This window comes from Paenibacillus sp. 2TAB26 (genome assembly GCF_052115145.1).
GTDB lineage: Bacteria > Bacillota > Bacilli > Paenibacillales > Paenibacillaceae > Pristimantibacillus.
Genome location: NZ_JBFRGC010000022.1, coordinates 42,096 through 66,932, shown reverse-complemented (window position 1 = coordinate 66,932; position 24,837 = coordinate 42,096). Strand labels below are relative to the sequence as shown.

Sequence of the window (24,837 nt, the reverse complement as noted above, 5' to 3'; positions counted from 1 at the left end):
TTTGCGGTCGTGGCGGAATTGGCAGACGCGCTAGATTCAGGTTCTAGTGGTGTAACAGCCGTGGAGGTTCGAGTCCTCTCGACCGCATCCTTATTGGGTTTATAGACTATTTTAGACGATGTTTAATCTAGAGGTCAATACGAGACCCCGTTTTGTAAATTTAAACCACTTTGATATCATGACACTTAATTCATGATAACGAAGTGGTTTTTTTGTTGCGTAAATTTGCGATTCACTCATTGCAATTGAAAATAGATGTTCATAAAAGTCAGTTTTCATTGGCTATTCAATCATTCATGTGGTGATTTGTTAAATGAGCAATCTCTATTACTCTCTCCATTGTAATTCCTTCTCTTTGTTCAACTGCAAGTGGATGATCAGTCTGTTCTAGTTCTATTAACGGAACGGCGCCAACTTCTTGTGTATGTACCATTGTTTTCAACGACAGTGTAGATATTGGATATATTGAAAGTTCCGTCGACAACCAGCCAAAATATGGTTGTTCGTTTTCTCTTCCTTGTACATTCAATAATTCATTGGATTTCAAAAAATTTTCGCCACTAAGTGAAACCCAAACACTCCATATAAATTTTTCATTACTATCAATAATTGGTATTTCAATGTGTCCCCTAATATAAAAAAATTGTTCATCAATTACGCAAAAATCTCTAATTAACTCTGTTCTTTGCTCTTCTGGCACCTTGTAAAAATAGTCTGGTGCTTCAATTCCGTAACATAAAGGGACTTCAATTAATTCATTGTTGCAATGAGGGCATTTCATCGTTTCTACTCCTGCCTGTTTTCTAATATTTTTATAACCACTAAATTATGTTAATTCTTAAAGCACTTTACTTCTATATTCTACCGTATATAATTGCATTTTCTCAATAATAATCCGTTCTATTGTACCATATTGCATTTCATTATTCAGTCATAAAAACTACTAGGTCAACAACGGTTGAACGAAATTAGTTGTTGTATATTAATTCATTTAAATGCATAATAATTCCTAAGAATAAACTAATAACTGGAGGCATTATGCTATGAACATAACGTGTGAGTCGGATAATATAGAAGATTATTTGGAGGAAACAGAAGACATCGATTTCAGTCACCCGACAATCAACAATTTATCAGATGGATTATTTTCTAGATCTTCTAACGAAGTCGATTTTATAAAAAATGCTTACGAATTTGTTCGAGATCAAATAGCGCACTCTTGGGACATTCAAAGCAATCGGATAACATGCAGCGCTTCAGAAGTCCTATTTTATAAAGAAGGTATTTGCTACGCCAAATCAAATTTATTATCTGCACTGTTACGAAGCAAAGGGATTCCAACAGGATTTTGTTATCAACGACTTACAATTGGGGATACACCCGACACAGGATACTGCATTCATGCTCTTAATGCCGCCTATATAAACAGCATTGGAAGATGGGTTCGCTTTGATGCTCGTGGAAATAAAGCCGGCATTGCTGCAGAGTTTTCTTTAACTGAAGAAAAATTAGCTTTTCCTATACGGCAACAATATAACGAGATAGACTATTTAGAAATATATAAACAGCCTAACTCTAAAACGATTCAAGTACTTAAACAAAGTACAAACGCTATTCATATGTATTTGAATGGATTGCCTTCCGTGCTTTAGATTCATTTTGAGGCACTTTTCGGCATCCAAAAGTATTGTTTAATAAGGGTCGGGTGGAGCACTTAGTCTTGTATCCGGTCTAAAATATTTAATATAGTGGTGATAAAACGCCGTTTCTTCAAACCCAAGGCTTTCATATAACGTTTTCGCAAAATTACCTTTTGCAACGTCAAGGATTACCTTTTCTTCACCCCTGCTAATGATTTCATTAACAAGGTATTTCACAAAAACTCTTCCATAACCGCGTGATTGATGTTCTATGGAAATAGCAACGGTACATATTTTATTCCCTTCAATTTTTCCTATTGCTACTATAGTATTATCTACTATCATTACAAACATATTATTTTTATTTTGGGCAAACTGCTCGCGTTCCCATTCCACAGGCTTATAAAAAAACGAAGGATACAATCCTATACGCTGTCGCATATGATAGAAAGCTAATTCGCAAATTCTATCCCATTCAAAATAATCATTCTCTTCATAATTTCTAACTATGATGTTATCTGAAGGGAATGATTCACCCTTACGCTCCATAATGTAAGAGGATAAATATAATCTGTATCCATTATTGTCCAAAAGACTTATTAAATCAGTGTCACGATGAGAACACGTAAATAGGGTATGCTCTATTTTTTCATTAGGAATAAGCATTTTTTCATATTCTTGAATTAGCATTGAGCCGATATCCGCTGCTTCATGCTCTTTGTTCACATATAATATGGCCTGAGGTTTTCTGCCGAAACCATTAAATGAAAGAAACCCAATGGTTGTAGTGTTATTAAGAGCAACCAAGATATTATCTTTGTTACCTTTTTCATCATTATAAAACATATTCAATAGATGATTGTAGTTAAGCAGCATGCGTTCGATTTGAGCTTTATCTCTTTGAGGATCATATTTTTGTATAATAATTTGGTTCAATACTCACACCTCGATTCTGTTTTAGTTCAAACCATACACTTGTCAAAAACTCTTTCGAATTCCTCATTTTTAATTTAATGTCCAATTACCTCTTCAATACTTCAACAAAACTCTATTAACTCTTAAAAAAATAATCTATTTATGCTGTCATTGATTTTCTTGTCTACATTCTCTCTATCAGCACTGCCTTGATCATAGGCTTTATTTAATTCTTCAGCAATTTTCTCAGCAAAAATTTTATCCTTCATTCCTTTTATGATTTCTTTTCGGCCAGCTACAATATCCCATTTCTGTTCTATCGCATTTAGTTTAACATCATAACGCATCGAATGATCTCCTCCAAATATAGCTCTTATTATAAGATGAAATGATTAACCTTTTCTCCCAGTATACAACAAACCCAACACCTTGGCGGTATTGGGTTTATTGTATTTGTATCGCTTTCAAATTGTAGCAACCCCATCATTTCAAATAAGGATTATTTGCAATCAATTTCACCGTTCGTTCTGCCAGATGAGAAAGAGACACGACGCCGAAGCCATCTACGCCGGAACGAATTTTATCGTTTAGCGGCTTCACCCATTTCTCGGGTAGTTGGCTCGCACCTTTTTGCATACCTACGATAGAACCTGCGGTAGCCGCATTGCAATCCGTGTCAAAGCCCGAAATGATTGCTAAACCTATTGTTGCTTCCAGATCACCTTCACCATAAAGCAGAGAAGCGGCCACAATCATCGCATTTGAGATCGTATGGCACCAATGATGTGCATTGCTTTCATCATATTTATGGTGAATACGCTCAACTACTGAATCGAAGGTCACCTGCTCCTCATACCAGCGTAACACCGTCCGAATATCGTCTGCAAGCCGGCAATTTGCAGGAATTTGACCGAGACCGGCTCTGATCACATCCTGCCTGTTGTCCGTCACAGCAGCCATGGCCAGCATAGCTGCAGTCCACATCGCGCCGTAGATGCCATTTTTCACATGCGAGATCGAAGCGTCTCTCCAAGCCATTTCAGCAGCTTTCACTGGATTCCCAGGATTAATATAGCCATACAAATCAACACGAATTTGAGCGCCAATCCACTCTCTATAGACATTTCGATATGTAGCTGAGAGTGGTGGATCTAAGCGATTAACGAGATTCCGGTAAGCAATGCGTTCTGCAGTACAGGTGCGCAGCAAAGGCAACAGGTTAAGCCATGTTTCTGCTACATCGTCAGGAGAGAAGTCATAGCCGAATTTTTCTAATACAGCAAGGCTGATGATTGTATAATTCATATCATCGTCCTCGACCATATGCTTCACATTATTAATCCAGCTTACGAGCTCGTTTCCATACGACCCGCCTTCGTTAATGACGCCGTACTTCTCCGCAATTTCAGGATCAATTTCAGATGAAATATAATAATGAACTGGAAGATTGTTTGTTTCCTTTAACAAGCCTGTAATACGTTCCTTTCTCCACCCTTCGATCGGCTGCCCCAATAAGCAGCCTGCGGATCGACCGAGCCATGCACCATACATTTTATCCGCTAAATCTTCATATAGAGCAGGTTGATTCACCGGGAATTCGGCAACTGGTCGTTCCGCTACTATTTCCGTCAGGTTAGAAGGCTCAACAAACGGGAAGTCAGCTCTTAAAGGCAGCTCTCCCATTTCGTCGATATAAGCCGCAGCCATTTGTTCACGTTGCGGGTCATTCCACGGCATGGAAGCCAGCTTCTCATACGTAGCAGCCAATTCTGCGCTGATCTGTTTCCCCTCATCCATTGCCTGCTGCCTTTCAATTTCAACATGATGGCTGTATTGCAAGTAATACTGCTCGGAGGCTTTCATGAACGGCATTCACTCCTTTCAGGAACCGTATTATAGCTGCAAAATCATACCGTCAAAAGCTACTATGATATCCTCTTGATCAAAAAACTGCGTAAGATCATCATGCAGCAGTCCTATATTGTGAGAGAAATGTGTGACCACAACCTTGCTTTCCCGGCTGAATATCCCATTGCTGCGTAACCGATTCCTAATATCAAGAACAGCTGCGATGTTGAGATGTCCGCCTGTAAACGGCAGATGGCCGTTCGTACAATCCAATATGGCGAGGTCCAATTTCGTCTGTTCCAGCCATCGCCATGTTTCTTCAGGAAGAAGCCCGGTATCGTGTCCATAAAAGATGCGCTTCCCATCCTTTTCGATTAGAAAGAGCAAACAGGTTTCATCCGGATCATGATTAGCCGGTAGCGCCGTCACCTTGGCATTTCCGGTATCGACGGTTTCGAACAGATCTATTTTTCGCAGCACCAACCGCTCCGCATCTGGTCTTCCAACAGCATCCCGGCATTTGCGAATGACAGCATCGTGGCCGTAAACGTGTAACGGCGCATCCAATCCATGAGCATAAACAGGCATCCGCAGCTCCAAATCCTCTGCACGAAGATGATCCAGATGCGTGTGCGTGATGAACAAATCCTTCACAAGACCGAGATCGATGCCGCCCGTCAAAACATGATGAAGCGTATCTGGCGGAAAATCAACCTTCAACACGCCATCAATAAGGACGGAGCTCCGTGTTCTCACATTTTTACCGCCAAGCTCTCTTGCCTTCAAGCAGTGCACACAACGACAAAACATCGCAGGAAAACCTTCCGCAGCAGCAGTGCCAAGAAAATGCACCTTCACAATATATCTCCTTCCAAATCGTTCTTAAGTTTTGGTCGTAGACAGAATCAATTAACTATCCTTTATCATTTAATGCTTTCTTAAAGGCCGGCCACTATTCGTGTTACATGATTAACTGCTTCAATAGAGCCAAACTTAGGCTCTTCTTCGCCTTCGAACTCTACGGTAAGCCACCCGTCAAAACCGGATTTCTTCAGCTCGCCGAAAATATATTTCAAATCGACAGCACCTTCTCCAGCAATTTTCCCTAAAAACAGTTCCCCCGTTAAAGCCCGAGTGACGCCGCCAGCCGTACCTTCCGGCACTGGTAGAAAGTCTTTAACATGCACATGACCAACATACCCATTCAGCTCATCAATCGCATCGCTAGAGCTTTGGCCAACGAGCAGAAAATTTCCGGTATCGAACGTGCTTCGCAGTGCATGGGAATTAATCTGTTGGATAATAGCCATAACCTGGTCGCTGCGTCCTGCAAATAACCCGTGATTTTCTAGGCAAAGTGTTACACCCTTCTGTTCGGCATAATCAGCCGCTGCACGAAGTCCATCAATTACGAATTGCATTCCCTGCTCAAACGAAATGGAGTCATTGGGCAAATCCCCTGAGAATACACGAACGACCTTTGCTCCAAAATGAACAGCCGCGTCGACAGCATCCGTTACTTCCTTTAATTGTGCTTGCCTTTGTGAATCATCTGCTACCACAAAGTTGTTGCACGCGCTGAAGCACGCAACCTGCAAACCATATTTACGAAGCGCTTCATCGATTAGTGGGATATCCTTCTCCTTTTCCTTCCAAAAACAACTGAGCAGCTCCACTCCCTTAACCCCTGTCTCGGAGGCAAATGCTAGGAAATCAACGGTATCCCATTTTCCCTCGTACCAATATTTATGCACGCTCCACATACTCAAGCTAACGTTCAAACCAATCACGCTCCTCATGGAAATTAGAAGTGCCAAATCAAACTTGATAGTCTGCTGAACGATATATCGCTTCAGTCAATTGGATAACCTTCCTAGCATATTCTCCCGATACCAATATTTCATGTTCTCCTCTGATCGCGTCAATGAAGCTTTTGTCCTGATTCGTGCTTTGAGCTGGCAGCTGAACTGGCAGAACGCCATCCTTATAGGTTGAAATTTCAATTCTGCCATTCTCGAGATAGATCACGCCTAAATCGCCGCAGAAGGAATAAAACTCCTTATAGCCCGGTACATAACCAATAATGTTCAACGCAGCAATGGCACCCTCTTCAAAGGTGATGCTCGTAAAAGAATCGATTTCCACCGGTGCACCATGGCTGCTAAGCGTCGACTTCACCTCAAGCGGCGTAAGGCCTGTCGTCCATAACAGAACGTCAATAATATGGCTGCCTGAATCCATTAGCATACCGCCACCAGAAAGCGCAGCATTTTGTCGCCATGTGCCTGTTTGGCTGCGTTTCCAATCCTGATAGAGCGTTGCGTTAATCGAGCTTAGTTTGCCAATTACGCCATCTGCTATCGCTTGGCGAATAAAGATGAACTCCGGTTGGAAATGCCTTTGGTAGGAAACCTGAAGCAGCCTCGAATTTGCCTCTGCAGCATTTATTAATTGCTCAGCTTCTTGGGAGGTGCAGGTCATCGGCTTCTCAATCAATACATGACAGCCTGCGTTCAATACATCAAGTGCTTGGGCAAAATGCAAAGTATGCGGTGAGCATATAATAACGGCATCCAAGCCGCCTTCTTCGAGCATTTCTTTATGGCCTGCGTATCGTCGGGTATTGGTCAAATGGAATGTTGATAGAAACTGCAGAGCAGACTGTTCATTTGGGTCTGCCACTGCAACGATTTCCACGCCTTCCAGCGCTTGCATCTGACCAGCATGAAGCTGTGCGATACCGCCAGTACCTATAAAACCAATATGAATATTTTGCATTTAATCATCTTCACTCCCCATGAGTAATGATTGCTGCGTTCTTGCTCAATAAACTCCTAGAATGGACAATCTCGTACCATTTGGAATCACATTTGCGGGTCTATCCTTAAACAACCATCTCTCCGGCGTATCACGAATATCACTTAGTTCTAGCACAAATGAAGCTGCCGGCAGCTGTTCCCAACGAAGAATAACTCTATTTCCATCAACCGCTATACTATCCCATATCAGAGAAATAGAAGCGCCGTTATTCCAAAGCTTGTAGCAGTAATCATTCATAGCCGAGTGTTCGTCAATCCGTTTGTTGAATGAAATCACAATTTCGTTTCTGCTTCTCCGTTCAGTTAGCATGGGAAACGGCTTATGATCATACATATAACCGCCTGTATGATACTCATAAGCTGTCCAAGATGCATAGCCGAGCGCAAAAGCCGTTTGACTGAATGTCTCCAGCCATTCCCCGCTTTTAATCATTGGTTGTGCAGAACCGATATCCGCCTGAACGGCTAATGGCAGCTCGGGAAATCGCTCCTTGATCTGATCGACAAAGGGCTGGTAGCCTTTAACGTAATCAGCTGGCAGATCACCGCGCAGCCAATCGGGCCAATGCGTTTGCAAGAAATGGATATCCGGCTTAACCTTTTCAATCATCGATGGAGCATCTAGGCCTTGGTCTTCACGGAGTCGTTCAACGCTATCCTGTCCTGCATTAATCGCAAGCGACCAAGTGGCGACAACGATATCTGGCCTAACCTCACGAACGCCTCCTTCTCCATTTATCATTTCATTTATAAAGCCATTGACTGCTTCTACACGGAACTCGATCCACTTGTTGTAGGTTTGAACATCCCGAAGGTAATAGTTAGGAGCAGCTGCATTTGTAAAATCAGGCATATCTACGCCGTAACGTGCTCGGAACGCCGACTTAGCAAGCGGCCCAACATCTCCGTAAACCCCTCTCTCAATCCCGCCCCACTCTGGAAAATACGGTTCGGCAATTTCTATCCCGTCAAAAGGATACTCCGTCACAAGCTTAGCCATCGCTGATTTTTCCCACTGCACGTAGCCTTCACTAAATGGTGACAATCGCCAGAAGCCGTCATTCGGCTCCTTAAGCAGCTTCATCTGCCAAGAGGGCCATTCTTCTGGAAACCTGTCGGTAGAGAAGGTACCGTTTCCTATCACCATCGCCCACACCGGAATTCCATTTTGACGGAAAGCGAGCAGCAAGTCCTTCTGAATGACATGTTCATTTACAACAAAATAATGGACGCTTTGATACCCTGCAAGCATAATTTCTTCAACAATACTCTCTGGCGACCTTTGCTGATAATAGGGAAATGAGGGATCAATCTGGATGCTAGGACCAGAAACGGCTTGGTTGCGAAATGAGTCCTTAAACAACGTAGACAACCATTTATACCTCCTTTTTCCAATTTCACTTGTAGTGTACCACCTATTAATTGATAACGGAATATTTTTTTATTTATTTTAAATTTTTAGAATAAATCCTCCAATCGTTTCAATTTCGACTTTTCTAGTAGAACGAGACCACGCCTCATAAATGATCATCCAACAGCTGATGTGAGATCTCATAATCCAATTTTTATGACCATTTTAGAGAAAAAATCCTTTTTAAATTTTTTTTATAAAAAAATATTCCATTTACTCAGCTTGATGTATAATAGGTGTAATTCATCATTTATCCAAAAATGGAGGTCATTGTATGAGTAAAGTCGTTTACCTTCCGCTAGACGAACGTCCTTGCAATGCAAAATTTCCACAAATGATAGCTGCAATCAGCGATCTCTCGCTCGTCGCTCCGCCACTAGACTTGCTCGGAAGAAAGAAACAGCCTGCCCGCTATGAAGGAGTACATGACTGGCTCATGCAGCAAGCTGTTGATGCAGACTATTTGATACTTTCCATTGATATGCTCGTTTACGGCGGCATTGTTCCTTCCCGTCTGCATCAATTATCGCTTCAAGCATGCATGGAGCGTCTCCAACTGCTTGATCAGCTGAAGCAGCGCAATCCCGCACTTCGCATTTATGCGTTCAATTTAATTATGAGAGCCCCAGCTTACAACAGCAGTGACGAGGAACCTGATTATTATGCGCATTATGGACACTCGATTTATCGCTATGGCTGGTTAAAAGACAAGCAGACTTCCGAGCTGCTGAACGATGATGAACAAAACGAATGGCTTCAGCTTCATAGCTCTATACCAAGCGCCATTCTAAATGACTTTCTAAAGCGCAGAGAAACGAACTCACAAGTAAATGAGCATATTATTACACTCGTACAATCCGGCATCATTGATCATCTTGTTATTCCTCTGGACGATAATTCGAAATACGGCTTCAGTCCAATGGAGCAGCGCAAGCTTCTTATCTCGGTAGAGGAGTACAATCTCATGGATAATGTGCTAATCTACCCTGGTGCTGACGAAATAGGAAGCATCTTATTCGCCAAGGTGTTTTGCACGATCAAAAAATACCAACCTGAGGTTTTTGTTCGTTACTCCTCGACACTTGGGCCAACAATCATTCCGAAATACGAGGATCGTAGTCTGAATGAAAGCATAAAATCTCACTTAACTTCAGGAGGCGCCTTCTTGGGTGATTCCTCGATGACAGCCGATTTTGTACTCATGGTACATTCTCCTCCAGTGTCTTCGCATGATGCAGCTGAATCACCAAATTTATACCGGGATCGTCACCGTTCCTACTTCTCTGAGGTACATATAGCTGAATTCGTTACGGCGATTGAAGCGATAGCTAATAAAGGGGGCATGGTCGCACTGGCGGATGTCGCTTCATGCAATGGCGCCGATAATAGTCTCTTAAAGCTGTTATCCAAGAAAAACCTAATTTCCCGCCTCTCCGCTTACGCTGGCTGGAATACGTCCGGCAATACACTCGGAACAGTGATAGCGCATGCCATCGTAGCTTCCTACTATCGCCAACAAAGCAATAACCAAGAATCAAGCACACAGATGAGCGAGCATTTCATGCTCTATCGTTTGATTGAAGATTGGGGTTATCAAACGATCGTAAGACAGGAAGTCGCTCATCACTTGCCAGAGCTCGGGGCCAACTACTTCGATGTGAGCCAAGTTAAAGAGCATGTATCTCAGCTCATCACCCAAAAGCTGCAGCGCTTCTGCAATGATTATTTAGCTGAACTCGCTGAGGGCAGGATCGACGAATTAAAAGCCGATCTCCCTTGGAATCGCATGTTTGAAGTCGATTTATCCTTATAGCACAGCGCTCGCAAGCCATCAACATCAGATATGAAAATGCTGTTCCAAGGCTTGCCCGATGGAACAGCATTTTTAATAATCCTTTAAAGCTCAGCTGAACTGAATTTCTTCACCCTTCTCTGCTGATTCGTATATGCCGCACAGCATTTTCATCACCTCAAGACCATCTTGTACTGGACTTAATGTTTCTTTTCGTCCGAGACAACTGTCGATGAAATGGTTGATTTCATTTTGGAATCCRCTGGCGAAATCAAAGCCTAGCTGGTCAACCTGCGGCGTAATGTTCAGAATCGTATCATGTTTCTCCGCAACGATGAACAGCTCCGGCTCGATTTCGGCGCCGCCCTTGTCACCAAAAATTTTAACGGTAATCTCATCTTTTTTGGCATGCAGCGTAAAGCTTACATCAACCAAAAGTGATGCCCCGTTGTCGAAACGGATAAGCGCGTTTGCCAGATCCTCAACGGTGTTTTTGCTGGAATCATAGTCGGATGCTTTGTAAAACGATAGATTTTGGACATTTGCCCGATTCCCAAGCTGACGATAGGTATTGCCGCTGATCGACTTTACTTTCGGCTTGCCCATTAAGTACCAGCATAAATCAATGATGTGTACGCCAAGATCGATTAAAGGTCCGCCGCCCGAACGCTCCTTGTCAGAGAACCAACCGCCTGGGTTCCCTAGCCTTCGCAAACAAGTCGCCTTTGCATAATAAATGCTGCCGAGCTCACCTGCACTGATGAAACGCTGCAAAACGTCTGTATTCGATCCATATCGCCTCACGAAACCAACCTGCAAAACCTTACCGCTATTTTTCACCGCTTGCTCTACCCGCTCCGCTTCTGCAACGGTTTTGCAAAGCGGCTTCTCCACGAGCACATGCTTGCCTGCCTCTACGGCAGCAATGCTAATTTCAGCATGTGAGTTGTTCCATGTGCAAATGCTTACTGCATCGATTGCTGGATCAGCGAGCAGCTCGCGGTAGTCGGTGAACACCTTCTGCGCGCCAAATCTACTCGCTTTGTTTTGGGCCCGTTCTTCGTTTAAATCACATATGGCATAAAGGTTAACTTCTGGATTGCCTGCATACGCATTCAGATGAACCTCCGAAATAGAGCCTGCCCCGATCACGCCAATATTCACTTTTGTCATCGTTTATAACGCCCCTTTTATAAATTTATAGGTCAAATCATAAATCTCCCTTTTTTCCGGCTCCTCCGCATATGCTGCATCAAAGAGCAGCTTGACGTCTTGATAATAACCTTTAAATACTTCCCCGCTATAACCATACCTTGCGCCGCCTGCCAAATAATTTTCATATTTTGCGCGGAAATCGCCATTGCTTTCAAAAACCCGAGAATCGACCTCGATCTCTACGCCCATGCCGGCTTGTTTGGCCATGTTGGCTGCGATCCCGACTCTCGATTCGCCTGTCTTAGTAAAAAAGTGATTAGGCTGCATAGCTGCTGCGTCAAAGCCTAGCTCCTTCCATTTCCAATACAAGCTGGCCCTGTAATAGGGAATCCAGAAAAATTTCAGCCCCTTTGCGCGAACCTGATCTCCCGTCCAGCCAATCAGCCCTTCCTCGTAGGGAACGCTCGTATTCACAGCTTCATTCATCCAATAGAGCGCCTTCAGCTCGAGAAAGGGCAAGTCAGCATTCTCCCAGCGCTCTAGCAGTTGACCAATATACCACTCAAGCGCTTTTTGTTTATTTCGAGTCGCTTCCACTGCAGAAACAATCGTATGATCGAAGCAAAGCGAGTTGCTATCATCGCTTATTGCTCCAAAGTTTTGCTGATTCGGTGCCGGATAGGGAATCATGAGCACAACCTTCATTTTATGCTCTGGGTCTGCTAATTTTAGAGCAACTTCCTCCATGGCTTCATTTAATGCCGATAGTTCACCTGATTCCGCAAAGGTCTTATCCAAGTACCATTGCCAGTCATTTTGATCGTTTGGATGCTCCTCTGATTCTTCAAATCCATTTGATGAATGAGACCACTTGGCTAGAAACAAAGCCCCGTCAAACAGCCATTCGAGCGGCTTGCCTTCAGCATCGATATAGCTGATATAGGGTATAAATTGCTCTTTCCTCCATACGCCCGCATCGTTTTCATAATGACCGTTATAAAACAACATCAGATTGTTTATTCCTGCCGTTTGTTCCCCTGAACGAAGAAAAGCTCCACTATCCGATCGCTCCATGTCGCTGCCTCCTACTAATTACTTGATGCTCGTTACAAAACGTCTCACAACCTCTTGCGGCCTTGTAATAGCGGTTCCGATTACGACAGCGTGCGCGCCAGCGTCAAAGCAGCGCAAGCAATCCTCGATCGACCATATTCTTCCTTCCGCAAAAACGGGTGTCTGACCAAGCGCAGCTAATTTCCCGATTAACTCAAAATCAGGGGTTTGTTGCTTCGGACTTTGTGGCGTATAACCCGACATCGTCGTAGAGACGACATCTACGCCAAGCTTCATAGCGGAAACGCCTTCCTCAAAAGTAGAAATATCCGCCATGATCAGTGTATTAGGGAATTTTTTGCGAATAGCAGCAATGACATGATCCAGCTTCTCGTTTCTTGGTCTCGGCATGGAAGTGCAGTCTATAGCCACGATATCAGCACCCGCTCGAATCACTTCCCCTACCTCTAGCAAGGTTGGAGTAATGTAGACATCGCTATCGGGATAATGTTTTTTATATAGTCCGATAACCGGAATCTTGCATTTGCGTTTGATAGCGGCAATATCCTGCGGCGTATTGGCACGAATAGCTGATGCCCCTCCGGATTCCGCTGCCGCTGCCATCGCAGCCATAATATCGGAGCCATACAATGGCTCATGCTCAAGCGCCTGACAGGATACGATAAATCCTTTTTTTAGTCCGGCAATTAATGGTGGGATCATAGGGTCACCTGCTTATCCAAGAGCCCCTCGCTATCTACTCCTATGGCATCGTTCATTGCAGAACCCTCCAATCGTAAGTACGGTTGCCCGAATAATCGCTAGCCTACCAATCCTGTGCGCTCTACGCTCTCTACAAAGTATCTTTGTGCGAATAAATAAAGAATGAAGATCGGCAAAATACCTAGCAGTGTACCAGTGTTCAAATATAAAGATGTATGAGAAATACCTCCAACATATTCGGGTCGAACAGCACCAGGCAGCAAATCGAGCATTCTTGCTAGAAGGGTATAATTTGGCGCAAAGAGATTTACAAAGTAGCTGTCATTCCATTGCCAGATGAACGAGAACAGCATGACCGTAGCTATCGCAGGTACAGCATTAGGCAGCATGACTCTTGCAAATGTACCCAGAATGCCCGCTCCATCCACATACGCAGCCTCCTCCAAATCCTTCGGCAGTGAGCGGAAAAATTGACGGAAAATATAAATATACAGACCGTTTTTCAAGCCCATCGCAAGCCCCGAAGAAATAAAGAAAGGCCAGAAGCTCTCCAGCAGATTCACACCATCTTTTCCTGTGAACAGATGATAGAGCCCAAACACATCAAAAAAGCGATAATGCAAATACGTAGGAACCATAATCGTTTGCGGCGGCACAACGATGGTAAAGATGACGACTCCGAACAAAATGGCGCTGCCCCGGAACTTGAGCCTTGCAAAGCCATAACCAGCCAGTGCACAGGAAGCGAGTTGAAGCAGCGACGTTCCAAGGCTAAGCAGCAGCGTGTTAGTGACGGATTCCGAATATTTTAAATAACCCATGACGATTTTGATATTATCCAGTGTAAAATGCCGCGGCAGCCATACGACGGTTGCATCGAACATATCCTGCTTGTCGCGCAACGCGATGGACAGCTTCGTAATGATCGGATACAAAATGATAAAACAAATCCCGACGATAAGTACGGAACGGATGAATATCCAAAGCCAATGCTTCGCTTTTTCAACTGGGCTATGGCGATCGTACCAGCTCGTTGCGGCCCGCACTAAGGCAGAGTCCGAGATGCGGCTTTTCACCTTCGTCTCAGCTTCCATATCTCTTCCTCCTTGTTAGTCATAATAGAAAACACGCTTCGAAATCAGATACGTCGATACGACTAGAATGATCGAGATGACTAGAAAGTAAATCCACGACATCGCCGAGCTAACGCCAAAGTCCAATCGACCAAAAGCTGCGTCCTGAATCATTTGCGTCATTTTATTGTCATAGAAGGAATCAATGATGGTATACACCACATTCGTCAGAATGAGCGGCGAAATCATTGGAAACGTTATTTTCCAGAAGGCTTCATAACCTGTGGCCCCTTCCATCTTCGCCGCTTCATAAAGAGAAGGCGAGATCGACTGCAGCCCCGCTAAAAAAATGAGTATCTGGACGCCAGACGAGCTGATGATCTGGTAGATTCGATCCACCGCACTCGTCAAATACTCCACAATGTCCCGGCTAAGACCGGCTTGGAATAACAGCGGCCTAAGCTCAATGCTTCGCAGTCCAGAATAGTTGCCCTCCATGTCGGTTGAAGCGGAGCCGATCATTTGTGCTAGAAAATTGCCGTTATCAAGCTTAGCTATAACCCCTGAGGCTAACACGACTGGCAGGAATATGATCGCTCTCGCAAGCATTCTCCCTCTGAATTTCTGCACCAATAATGTGGCTGTAAATAAGCTGAAAAAAATAATGAGCGGTACGTTTAATGCCATCACCGTAACGGCTTCCGTTAAAGAACGAACGTACCACGCATCAACGAAAAAGATGTTGCGATAATTTTCAAGGCCGACGTATTGAAGCGAGTAGCCTTCCGAATTAAGCGTCAGCTTATGGAAGCTGAATTGAAGCGACTGGACGAATGGGATAACCATCAGCAGTATGAATCCAAGCAGCCAAGGGGTTACGAACAACACGCCGTATATTTCCTTTTTGCGCTCCAAGCTCAGTGTTCGTCTCTTCGACATCCTTATCCCCCCTTAACGATGTAATCATGGGCTTCAATGGTCACACCATCCGTTTGAACAACGGCATCGCTGTAATTTACGTAAACCGTTAAGCCGCTCTCATACACGGTTTTGTAAGTGCGTTCCGCCAGCTTTTCGTGCTTGATCATGCTCTGACCGCGAACCTGCCGCAGCACTGCATTCACTTCGCCATAAGCGTCGACAGCCTCATCAAACCATTGCTCATAATCATTCGAATAAAGATAACTGAATCGAGTGTCCTTAAGAACGGACGGCTCCTCATAAAACCAGCTAAAGTAGACATTTGAACCCGTTTCAAGCGAGCGCAGTACACTTTCCCGAATGTCTTGCTCATCAGCCATGTTGTATGCTTTTCCCGCATATTCGATATAACCGTGCAGCACCATTTGGTTAAACGGTATCGACTCACCGGCTAGCTGATATTCATTGCTTTTTTGTGGCATGTTTAGAATATGCGATACATACGGGAGCACATAAGCATTGCCGCCATTGACCATTATGCTTGGAGACATCTCCGAGATGGCTTCGAGCTGATCTGTAACGATTCGTTTTGCGTCCTCTCTTGTCACCTCTGCATTTCTTCGGAAATCCGAATGAAGCTCAGAGCCCAGATCCCTCAAGGAAATAGCTCCAGGATTCAGCTTCTTGAAATCAGACAGAAAACCTCTGACCGTTGAACTTAGCTTTCTTGGAGTCAACAAATAGTGTGACAACAGCTCGTTATGCCGAAAATATGCTGCGCGATCGAATTCATAAATTTTCGCATAGCGCCGAGAAATGTACTGGGCAGAGTCTTTGCTCGGGCTAAATTTCCCGGAATTCTGATAGATAAGCTGGAAGGCTGCATCCGGATAAAACCCGCCTCCGCTCTTCTGCAGCTTTTCCGCTAATCGCTTCCAATCGCCTCTGCTCCCTATCACGTTATCCATGTCGATATTCGATGCTATCGTATGATTTAAGCCTTCATTAAACCAGCCCTTGTAACTCAGCCGTATATTTTGTATTTGCTTGCCGTGAAGCTGATCAACGAGCTGCTCAGCTTCCTTCAAATTCGTTAAAGGCACAAGAGTCTCATAAGGAAAACCTAACATGTTTTTCTTTTTCGGGATGCTGCCAACAAGCTCCATATAAAATGGCGCATCTCCTTCTGCTTTCAGCTTTGATAGCCCATCCGCCTTCTCCAGATAAGTGCGATAGCTTGCTGCCATGCCCGAGTAATCAGCCTCATCGTCGCTTAATAAGGAATAACGAATTTTCAAATTCCCCTTATACGTCTCCTTTGGCGTTTTGTGCATGATCTCATTATTGCTTAAACGCACCTCGTCCTTCGGCAAAATAATGAACTGGGCAGCAATCGTATTAAACTCATGCAATCGCCCGCTTATATCCGCGGAAATCTTGGCGAGCGCTTCCCCCTGCTCAATAATGGCAAGAAAAGCAGCATCGTTCTTTTTCATTCCGAATACCGGCAACCGGTTTGGCTCAAGCGTATTAAACTTTTCATTTACATAGATCGAGCTGTCTTCACCGTATATCGGGATCAGGATAGGCTGCGCTTGAATATTTCCAGTGTTGAACCTAATAAGCGTTCCCGACCCGTCAGGAAGAAAGAGGTAGCCGTCATCCTTCTGGCCCGCAGCTCCGAAATTTTCTAGAAGACTGATCGAATGAATCCGATAAGGCGGAGTATCTTCAGTGATGTTCGACGTATCCAATGAAGCGATTAGGTCTCTGCCATCCAATGTGTATTCAATCGCTGCCGAAAATTTCGGTTTAACCGATTCTTCAGCTGCTCCACCGCCGTCTCCCTCACCATTATCGATAGCAAAATCCTCTTCCGTATATTCCGCCTTCTCAAAGATTGCCAATAGCTTTTTCACGACAGCTTTTGGTATTTCTCGGCGTTCGTAAATACCCTGCTCCTCATTTAGCTTGTATCTAACCTTCAGCTGTTCTTGATCCGCTGGATCTTCCAATCGCTTCAGCAATCTTCCTTCGAACCGCTCCTTGCTTATCTTCTGCGGTATGGACTCGAGCCCTTTCTGCGGATCACCGAACTGATAGGTGACCGTCACCCCATTATCCGCTTGCTTGATTTCAAACTGATTAAATTTCACGCTGTTGTTATAGCTGTCATAATCCTTGTTCTGACCGCTCTTCGTGAGGTAAACGAAAGAGATTTGGGAGGATAATTTCCCCTTTAAATAAGGTGAAGCAAGCTTATCCTCCGAGCTGTCTGGATTCGAGCGCCATATGTTCCCGCTTTTTTTATCCACGACCGCGATTTCAGCAGTAGCTTTGCTGATATACAGCCGAAGCGCATCGTTCTCCAGCACCGGATCAAGGCCTTCTATTCGAGGCTCCACTTGAGCTGATGCATCCAGTGCACGGAGCGAAGCATCCGTTGCCGCGGCAACTTTACTCGGCGTCCAGGAAGTGAGGGTGCTGTTAACCGTTCCCGATGTGCAAGCCTGCAGCGACAGCATCGCAAGCAGCAGGGATAATGCCACCCATTTCCGTGTATTGTGCTTTGACATGGCATTATCCCTCCCCTAGTCTAAACATCGCTTCTTTGTATACCGTAGCCGCGAAGGAAAGCATCTGCTGCGCTAAGCTGAAGAAAAGCAAGCCTAAGAAGATGATGATGCCCATCACAAGCATCGTTAGCAGCATCGTAATGACCGTTTTTCCCACCGTATACTGATGAACGGTAAGCATACCGACAAATAACAATCCAAAAAACCACAAGAAGCCGATTGACTCCAGCAATCGATAGAACGAACCTTCCTGAATCGTAATGACATTGGATAATAAAATGAGCGGAATTTGCATCAGCACAACTGGAATAAGCGCATAGGCGGTAGCCATTACAATTTCTTTGAATTTCCCCTCGCCATCCATCAGCGTCGTCATCGACCAGTTGGCGATGCACCATAGAAAAAACGGGAGCACAATAAATTTAATCTCATCAATCACGTTTACATTCTCTGCATTGACCGTTGGATTAAAGATAAAGCCGGTAAACTGCCTTTTGAGCACGTAGAGAAGAGAGAGAATAAGCAGCAGCAGCAAAGCAAACCAGATCTTCCCTTTTCGCTCAAACTTCAGCTCCCAGAATCCATTAAACGGATGGAAGATCGTATACCAGCCCATTCCCACTACGCCAGGCTCAGCTGTTCTGCGCTTGATAAGCACTCTCGCAGCGATGAGCAGAACGACTGCTGTGATCGCTACTGCCGCAATTTTCCCGAAATGCTCCCACATGAAATCCTTACGGTAACGTTCAAAAGCCCGTGAATAATACTGCGTGTGCATGCCCAGCTCAAAATGCTTCATCGCTTCGTAATTATGTCCCTGTCTGAGCTCCGCTTTCCCGATCCCCAAATAAGCGATTTCGAGATTGTTGTTTAATCGCAAAGCCTCGCGCCATTTCTCGACCGACTTTTCTTCCTCGCCAATATCATTATTAATAACGGCTTCCCGAATCACCTTTCCATAGCGAGTTGGCTCAAACATGACCAGCTGATTCAAGCCTTTATCTAGCACAATCATCTTATCGCCCAACATGTCAATGTCGGTTGGCGTCTTAAACGTCCCAACCTGCTCACCAAGCAGTCCGTAAATATACATCAGCTTGCCTTCTCTGTCGTACGTAAAGATTCTCCCGCGCGTACTGTCCAAAATGCTGTAAATCCCATTTCGATCAAGCGCGACGCTTTGAATAGCTGATGTTCCGGGCCGTGTGCCTCCTGTGCGGAATCGAATATCACCTTTTGGGGGCTGGTAGCCCGTTCTCTTCAGCACGTCCGTTCCAGATGGATTCAGACGCTTAACTGGTGTATCCGAGAATGCCTCGCTTGTCGTAGCATAAACAAAGCCTTCACTGTCAATATCGACGTTGTTGAATTCGACAGGGATAAAGAGCACCATTTTGGAACGCTGCTCCTTCGTCATGACGCGCTTCCAGAACAAATCCGCGGCACTGTAGCGTACTTTATTGACGCCCATAAACCCTGAGAACTTGCCGCCGGAATCAAACTGCATAATGCCATTGAACACGCCTTTTCCGACAACATATAAACGACCTGCAGAATCTCCGACCAGCTTGATCGGCTCATAGACAAAGTTTCCGCCCAGCACATCGCTCTCCGGAGCGCCAATGACGCGTACCAGCTCGCCTTCCTTCGTTAACTCAACAATGCGTTTGTTTCCTGTATCGGCAATGAACAAATGTCCATTTGAATGTACGAAGATCCCTTGCGGAGCTGAGAAGCTATCCGCTTTATTGCCATTCACAAAAGCATCAATCGTCTGAATTACGCTTGCTTGCTCATCAAGCACTACGATGCGGTTATTGCCTGTATCCGCGACATAGATCTGATTGTCAGCGGTGATGAACAAGTCCTCTGGCGATTTGAATGGTCCGGAGCTTAATTGCTCCCCGCCGATTTGCTTCACTGGCAAGTACGGCACAGGCGCTGGCTCAGGATCTCCCCACCACGAATAATTGTAGCCATCGTATGGCGCAGCATAGACTGGAACTGAAATGCCAACCAGGATCAGCATTAGTGGGAAGAGCAGCAGAAATTTACATAATCGATTCAACGTAAGCCTCCCCTTTCCCATCATTCTTTCATGCCGGAGGTTGACATCGTTTGAATAACGCTGCTCTGCGATAGCACAAAGATGAGAATCGGAACGGTGAGCAGCAGCAATGTTGCTGCCATCGAAGGACCCGTTCGTGCGATGCCTCCCGCCAGAATCTGACTTAGCGCGTAATCAATTGTTTTGAGCTGCTCACTGTAAATATACATCGAGCCCGCTGCTCCGCCTGCCCCCCATAAACCTTGGAAAGAGAAAATAACTAGCGTAAGCCATGCAGGTTTGACGACAGGCATAACGACACTCCAGAAAATGCGAACTTCACTGCAACCATCAATCTGTGCAGCTTCGAGCAGCGCATCCGGTATTTGCTCCATAAACTGTTTCATAAGATACAGCCCAAGCGAGGAGCCAATTGCCGGAATAATAACCGCCCAGTGGGTATCCAGAAAACCGAGCCATGACATCGTCATGTAATTCGTAATCTGAGTAACCGTAGCTGAGAACATTAGCGATAGCACTACAATGGTGAAAAGGAATCCCTTTCCTGGAAATTTCCGCTTCGCCAGTGGATAAGCTGCGAGGGAAGCAATGAGCACGTGACCGACTGTACCAACAATAGCAATAAAAAAAGTGTTATAAATGTAACGAGTAAAAGGCACCCATGAGCCGGATAGCAGATGATATAAGTCCGTAAAGTTAGTGAATGTTGGATTTTTGACCAAAAAATCAGGCGGAAACTTCAAAATTTCGTTAATCGGCTTGAATGCATTGCTGATCACAAATACGAGCGGCATTGCCATAAAATATCCTACTGCTGCAAGCAGCATGAACAGAAAGACATCGCCCATCCATGAGCGGCTTATTCTTTTTTTTCTTAGACGAATTGTGATCATCGCTACTCACCGACCTTCGCCAGCAGCCTACGCACAATGAGATTCGAGCCAAGCATCATTGCGAACAGCACGGTCGCAATAGCTGAGGCGTATCCCATCTCAAAGCGAATGGAGCCGTAATCCATTAAATGCGTAACGATCGTATGGCCCGCATACTTCACGCTTGGGAACCCAGCGAGCGCAGTCGCTACCTCCGCAACGCCGAAGGAAGCTGTAATTTGGATGACTGCACCGAACATCAGCATCGGCCTCATTGAAGGCAGCGTAATGAACCAAAGCTCCTGCCAGCGATTGCGTATGCCATCGATCGCACCCGCCTCGAATAACGTTTTATCAAGTCCTTGCAGCCCTGCGATAAAGGCAAGAAAACTCGTTCCAAGGCTGAGCCAAAGCTGTACGATAATGATGATCGGAAGAATATATTTAGGTGTCTTGAGCCAAAGGATGGGCTCCAATATCAAATGCCACTTGAGCAGGAAGGCATTGATATATCCATAGGAATCGCTGCTGAACAAGAGCGTCCACACGATAAAGGCGCTCCCTGACAAGGCAGGCGCATAAAAAACCAGCGTCGCAAAAGCTCTAATCTTTGGCGGAAACTCATTAATAATCCACGCGAGCACAAAACAGGCGATATAACTGACAGGTCCTGTGATTGCGGCGAAGATCAACGTGTTTTTTAGAGCGATTAGAAACACATCATCCCTAACAAACAATTGAGCGTAATTGCGCCAGCCTACCCACTTCGGAAACTCCAGCATATTAAAGTTAGTGAAGCTGACCAGCAGCGATAAGCAGACGGGAAGGACGGTAAAGGTGAAGAAGATTAGAAAGAACGGTGCAATCATGGCATATAAAACCTTGTTCTTCGAAACTTCCTTCCACTTCAGATTCAACCGCGGCCGCAGCGTTTTGCTGTCCAATTTTAACTTGCTTTTTTTAACAAGCTGAATCATATGGACCCCTCCCTTCTACTTTGTCGGCAAATCAAATTCTTCGCGCTTGATCGTAATTTCCTGATTGATCGTTCGGACATAGTTTTCCAGCGTTTCCCGAGGTTCGCTGCCGTCGGTGTACACCTCGTAAAAGGCATTATAGATGTGCCGATCGAGTGAATAACCGCCTGGGACAGCAGGTCTGCCGACGACCCAGTTCAGCTCCTCAACCAGCTGATTCATTTCCTTTGCTGACCATGGAAGACGCTGCAAAGCTTCTAAATTCGCAGCTGCATATCGCGCCGATTCCCCTAATATCGCTTCCATCTCACGCCCAAACGTGACCTGTGCCTCCGTGTCCGTCCACCATTTCATAAACGCCCAGCCTGCCTCTTTATTTTTGGCGTCTTTGAACATCACGGTGCCTGTAGCTGAGCTAAGTGTGTCGTGGCGAACCGTCCCCGCCTCGCTCTTCGTACCCGGTACCGCGACAAAACTCCACTGGCCTCTAATTTCCGGGGCAAAAATCGTCAAGAAATTGAACGTGGTGTAATCCGCAATACCAATTGGCATCTCACCTGTGCGGAAACGGTTAATGAAATCAAATTCAATTGGCAGCTTATAGTTGGTATACAGCTCCGTCCACTTTTGGAACGATTCTATGCCAATGGCTGAATCAAGATCCGTTGCAATCCCGTCTTTTTGGTAATATTGGCCGCCATTTTGATAGAGCATCGATTCAAACACGATATTTTGCGGCAGCGCCAAATCCATGTTGTGCTTCTGGAGCTCGGGAATGATACGGTACATATCCTCCCATGTTTGCGGCACGTCCAAATGCAGCTCTTCCAAAATATCTTTACGATAGAATAGCATTGGGAACGATTGTGTTTCTGGTAGAGCAAACACGCCGTTCTGATACTTAAAGCTTGCGAAAGCGCTATCCATAAACCGGTCCTTAACCTGTGCAAATTCCGGGAAGCTGGATAAATCCTGAAGCGCGTTCCGCATCGCAAAGTTGATTACATCGCCTTGGGTCAGCGCGATATCCGGGCCTTTCCCCGCTAGCGTTGCTGGCAGAACGACTGCTGGATTCACGAGCTGTAAATTAACTGAAATGCCGGTTTGCGGCGTAAAGGTGTTGTCAATCATAGACCGAAGCAGCTGAGCCTGATCTCTTCCTGCTGCAATCCACACGGTTACTTCCTTGTCTCCTTGCTTGACGTTGCTGATGTGGCTGTAATCTTCGGAAAACGATCTGGCAAAGGACATCACTTCATGTACAGACTTCCCGATGATTCCAGTACTGACCTTCGGCACAGGTACGTCCTGCGATTTGAAAAACAAATAATCGATTTCAAGCGGCTGTTGATTTACGGTAAGCAGCCAAGTTCCGAGGGCGGTCACATTATCCTTGAAGCCTTTGAGCCGTGAGGTCAACGTCTCGGTACGGCTTCCAATATCCTTCAATTGATAGGAGGTTGTTCTTAAGATCGTCGTGCTGGCGCTCGTGCCGCCAACCAGCTCATCCATCCGATCTGCTGCAGCGGTAAGAAACTCGCTCTGCTCCTTAAACACCTTTTGCAGCTCAGGAATTTTTTTCTCCAGCTCATAATCGCGCAGAGGGTCTGGCGAAGCCGAAGTGATCATGATGATTTTGAGATACAATGCGTTGAGCTGCTGGATGCTGGAACGCACCATTCGAATAATTTCAGCGAGGTCGCCCATCGTCAGCTCCAGCTTGATTTCATGCTTCCCCTTGGTCAAATAAAATAAGTACGGCTTGCCATCCTCGCCAGGCATTCCAATCTGCCATGCGCCGTCATATCGGAAAGGGATAGCTTCCGCCTCCTTGAACGGAATTTTCCCGTCGATGGAAAGCTCTCTAACTACGTTGACGCCTCTGACCGTATTTTGCTTGTATCTAAGGCCAAATTCATAAAGCCCGTCTTCTGGAATGTCAAGGTTCCACGAAATCCACTGTCCGGGAATTTTCCAGTTGACGCCTCCGATTGTATTCATTCTTATTTTTGATACATGATAGGGTTCCGTGCCAGGACTGGAGCGATCATTCAGCGGATACAATGAGGGATTCGATTTGAACGCGGCGTCCTCGCCTTGAAGCTTAATAAACAAGCCGTTCGTCGCACTATAGCCTTGCTCTTGATACTCTTGCGCCACTTTCTCATAGGGAGGAATTTCTTCTTGCTGGTAAAGCTTCAAATAGTCTATAATCATCGGTTCTCTTAGAGAAACGAGTGAAATTCGATGTTGGCCTTTGGATAGATAAAAGGAGAACGGCTCACGATAATAACCTTCCGCATCACGCAATACTCTCTCCTGCCACTGCGGGCTTTCAACTTGTCTCGGCCGCAAATCATTTTGCTTGGCATCCTGCTCCAGCTCGGCCAGCTCATTGCGCCATACCCGTGAGAAAACAAGTCTGGATGCTTCTTCAAAAGGAACTTCACCGTCGATACGCAGCTCTCTCTCAATGGGTGAAGTGTTGCCTTCCACCGGAAAATAGCGCAAAGCCATATGATATAATCCGTCTTCTGGCACATCAACATCCCAATGAATCACACCTGAATCTTCCGTTTCAACGACTGGCGTCTCGGCACCGTCGTAAACTTCCAATTTTTCAGCATTCATACCCTCAATCGCAGCAAAGGATTCGGCTTCAATTGTTTGATTGATCGATGGATGCGGCTCATTTGCATACTCAGCTGCATACTCTTCATAGCGATTGCCTGCTGAAGGGAGGTTTGCTAATTTCTTCTCCAATAAGGCTGATGCCGCATGAGTAGACTCAAGTATGTGATCGCTGCCTGAGGAGCGGCTCGCAGGATAAATGGAGACGATTGTCAGGCATAGGACCAGAGCCAGCAGTGCGCCAACCACTCTCTTTGTTTTCCTGGTTACCTTCAGCATGCGAACCCCTCATTCCTCTTTAAATGGTCGTCCATATAAAAGGATGGGAATCCCTTATGGGGATTCCCTATGATGCTGTTTCAT

Annotated in this window: 20 protein-coding genes and 1 tRNA gene; 3 read left to right on the top strand and 18 right to left on the bottom strand. The window is 45.2% G+C overall.

The genetic code is table 11. From position 1 onward, the window contains the following. The first annotated feature begins 3 nt into the window (after positions 1-3). A tRNA-Leu gene (locus tag AB4Z50_RS23760) sits at positions 4-87 on the top strand. Between the two features lie 199 nt (positions 88-286). On the opposite strand, the gene AB4Z50_RS23755 is transcribed toward AB4Z50_RS23760, so the two are convergent. Beyond that, on the bottom strand, positions 287-781 hold the full coding sequence (locus tag AB4Z50_RS23755; RefSeq protein WP_441882833.1) for a DUF2199 domain-containing protein: 495 nt from the start codon (positions 779-781) through the stop codon (positions 287-289). Between the two features lie 262 nt (positions 782-1,043). On the opposite strand from AB4Z50_RS23755, the gene AB4Z50_RS23750 reads away from it, so the two are divergent. Continuing rightward, positions 1,044-1,652, top strand: coding sequence for a transglutaminase-like domain-containing protein (locus AB4Z50_RS23750; RefSeq protein WP_441882831.1), 609 nt, complete (start codon positions 1,044-1,046; stop codon positions 1,650-1,652). A 39-nt stretch (positions 1,653-1,691) separates the two neighbouring features. On the opposite strand, the gene AB4Z50_RS23745 is transcribed toward AB4Z50_RS23750, so the two are convergent. The 7 genes from AB4Z50_RS23745 to AB4Z50_RS23715 form a co-directional block, all read right to left on the bottom strand. Further along, entirely contained in the window at positions 1,692-2,576 is an 885-nt protein-coding gene (locus tag AB4Z50_RS23745) for a GNAT family N-acetyltransferase (RefSeq protein WP_441882829.1), read from the bottom strand. A 122-nt stretch (positions 2,577-2,698) separates the two neighbouring features. After that, positions 2,699-2,902, bottom strand: coding sequence for a hypothetical protein (locus AB4Z50_RS23740; RefSeq protein WP_441882827.1), 204 nt, complete (start codon positions 2,900-2,902; stop codon positions 2,699-2,701). A gap of 136 nt (positions 2,903-3,038) precedes the next feature. Continuing rightward, on the bottom strand, positions 3,039-4,418 hold the full coding sequence (locus AB4Z50_RS23735; protein WP_441882825.1) for an ADP-ribosylglycohydrolase family protein: 1,380 nt from the start codon (positions 4,416-4,418) through the stop codon (positions 3,039-3,041). Positions 4,419-4,448: 30 nt separating this feature from the next. Further along, positions 4,449-5,261, bottom strand: a complete 813-nt coding sequence (locus tag AB4Z50_RS23730; RefSeq protein WP_441882823.1) for an MBL fold metallo-hydrolase — start codon at positions 5,259-5,261, stop codon at positions 4,449-4,451. Positions 5,262-5,341: 80 nt separating this feature from the next. Next, entirely contained in the window at positions 5,342-6,184 is an 843-nt protein-coding gene (locus tag AB4Z50_RS23725) for a sugar phosphate isomerase/epimerase family protein (protein WP_441882821.1), read from the bottom strand. 37 nt (positions 6,185-6,221) lie between these two features. After that, entirely contained in the window at positions 6,222-7,181 is a 960-nt protein-coding gene (locus tag AB4Z50_RS23720) for a Gfo/Idh/MocA family protein (protein ID WP_441882819.1), read from the bottom strand. A gap of 45 nt (positions 7,182-7,226) precedes the next feature. After that, the gene (locus AB4Z50_RS23715; protein ID WP_441882817.1) at positions 7,227-8,594 is read right to left on the bottom strand and encodes an N-acyl-D-glucosamine 2-epimerase; all 1,368 of its coding nucleotides are present in this window, start codon (positions 8,592-8,594) and stop codon (positions 7,227-7,229) included. Between the two features lie 313 nt (positions 8,595-8,907). Here AB4Z50_RS23715 and AB4Z50_RS23710 point away from each other — a divergent pair, with 313 nt between their 5' ends. Then, positions 8,908-10,446, top strand: a complete 1,539-nt coding sequence (locus AB4Z50_RS23710) for a DUF4127 family protein (protein WP_441882815.1) — start codon at positions 8,908-8,910, stop codon at positions 10,444-10,446. Positions 10,447-10,536: 90 nt separating this feature from the next. Here AB4Z50_RS23710 and AB4Z50_RS23705 read toward each other — a convergent pair whose 3' ends face one another. The 10 genes from AB4Z50_RS23705 to AB4Z50_RS23660 all read right to left on the bottom strand — a co-directional run bounded on the left by AB4Z50_RS23705 (position 10,537) and on the right by AB4Z50_RS23660 (position 24,753). Next, positions 10,537-11,598, bottom strand: a complete 1,062-nt coding sequence (locus AB4Z50_RS23705; RefSeq protein ID WP_339208604.1) for a Gfo/Idh/MocA family protein — start codon at positions 11,596-11,598, stop codon at positions 10,537-10,539. A 3-nt stretch (positions 11,599-11,601) separates the two neighbouring features. Next, the gene (locus tag AB4Z50_RS23700) at positions 11,602-12,654 is read right to left on the bottom strand and encodes a DUF4855 domain-containing protein (protein WP_441882813.1); all 1,053 of its coding nucleotides are present in this window, start codon (positions 12,652-12,654) and stop codon (positions 11,602-11,604) included. Between the two features lie 18 nt (positions 12,655-12,672). After that, positions 12,673-13,356 carry an N-acetylmannosamine-6-phosphate 2-epimerase gene (locus tag AB4Z50_RS23695; protein WP_441882811.1) on the bottom strand — a complete coding sequence of 228 codons (684 nt, stop codon included), beginning with the start codon at positions 13,354-13,356 and terminating at the stop codon, positions 12,673-12,675. Between the two features lie 98 nt (positions 13,357-13,454). Further along, a complete protein-coding gene (locus tag AB4Z50_RS23690) occupies positions 13,455-14,450 on the bottom strand; it encodes a carbohydrate ABC transporter permease (RefSeq protein ID WP_441882809.1) in 996 nt (331 codons plus the stop codon). Positions 14,451-14,465: 15 nt separating this feature from the next. Then, a complete protein-coding gene (locus AB4Z50_RS23685) occupies positions 14,466-15,368 on the bottom strand; it encodes a carbohydrate ABC transporter permease (RefSeq protein ID WP_441882807.1) in 903 nt (300 codons plus the stop codon). A 2-nt stretch (positions 15,369-15,370) separates the two neighbouring features. Beyond that, complete coding sequence (locus tag AB4Z50_RS23680; protein ID WP_441882805.1) at positions 15,371-17,926, bottom strand: DUF5696 domain-containing protein; 2,556 nt, start codon at positions 17,924-17,926, stop codon at positions 15,371-15,373. 4 nt (positions 17,927-17,930) lie between these two features. Further along, on the bottom strand, positions 17,931-19,994 hold the full coding sequence (locus tag AB4Z50_RS23675; RefSeq protein ID WP_441882803.1) for a YIP1 family protein: 2,064 nt from the start codon (positions 19,992-19,994) through the stop codon (positions 17,931-17,933). 20 nt (positions 19,995-20,014) lie between these two features. Next, positions 20,015-20,887, bottom strand: a complete 873-nt coding sequence (locus tag AB4Z50_RS23670; RefSeq protein ID WP_441882801.1) for a carbohydrate ABC transporter permease — start codon at positions 20,885-20,887, stop codon at positions 20,015-20,017. 2 nt (positions 20,888-20,889) lie between these two features. Beyond that, entirely contained in the window at positions 20,890-21,843 is a 954-nt protein-coding gene (locus AB4Z50_RS23665) for a carbohydrate ABC transporter permease (RefSeq protein WP_144376841.1), read from the bottom strand. Between the two features lie 15 nt (positions 21,844-21,858). Continuing rightward, a complete protein-coding gene (locus AB4Z50_RS23660) occupies positions 21,859-24,753 on the bottom strand; it encodes an extracellular solute-binding protein (protein ID WP_441882798.1) in 2,895 nt (964 codons plus the stop codon). Positions 24,754-24,837: the final 84 nt, after the last annotated feature.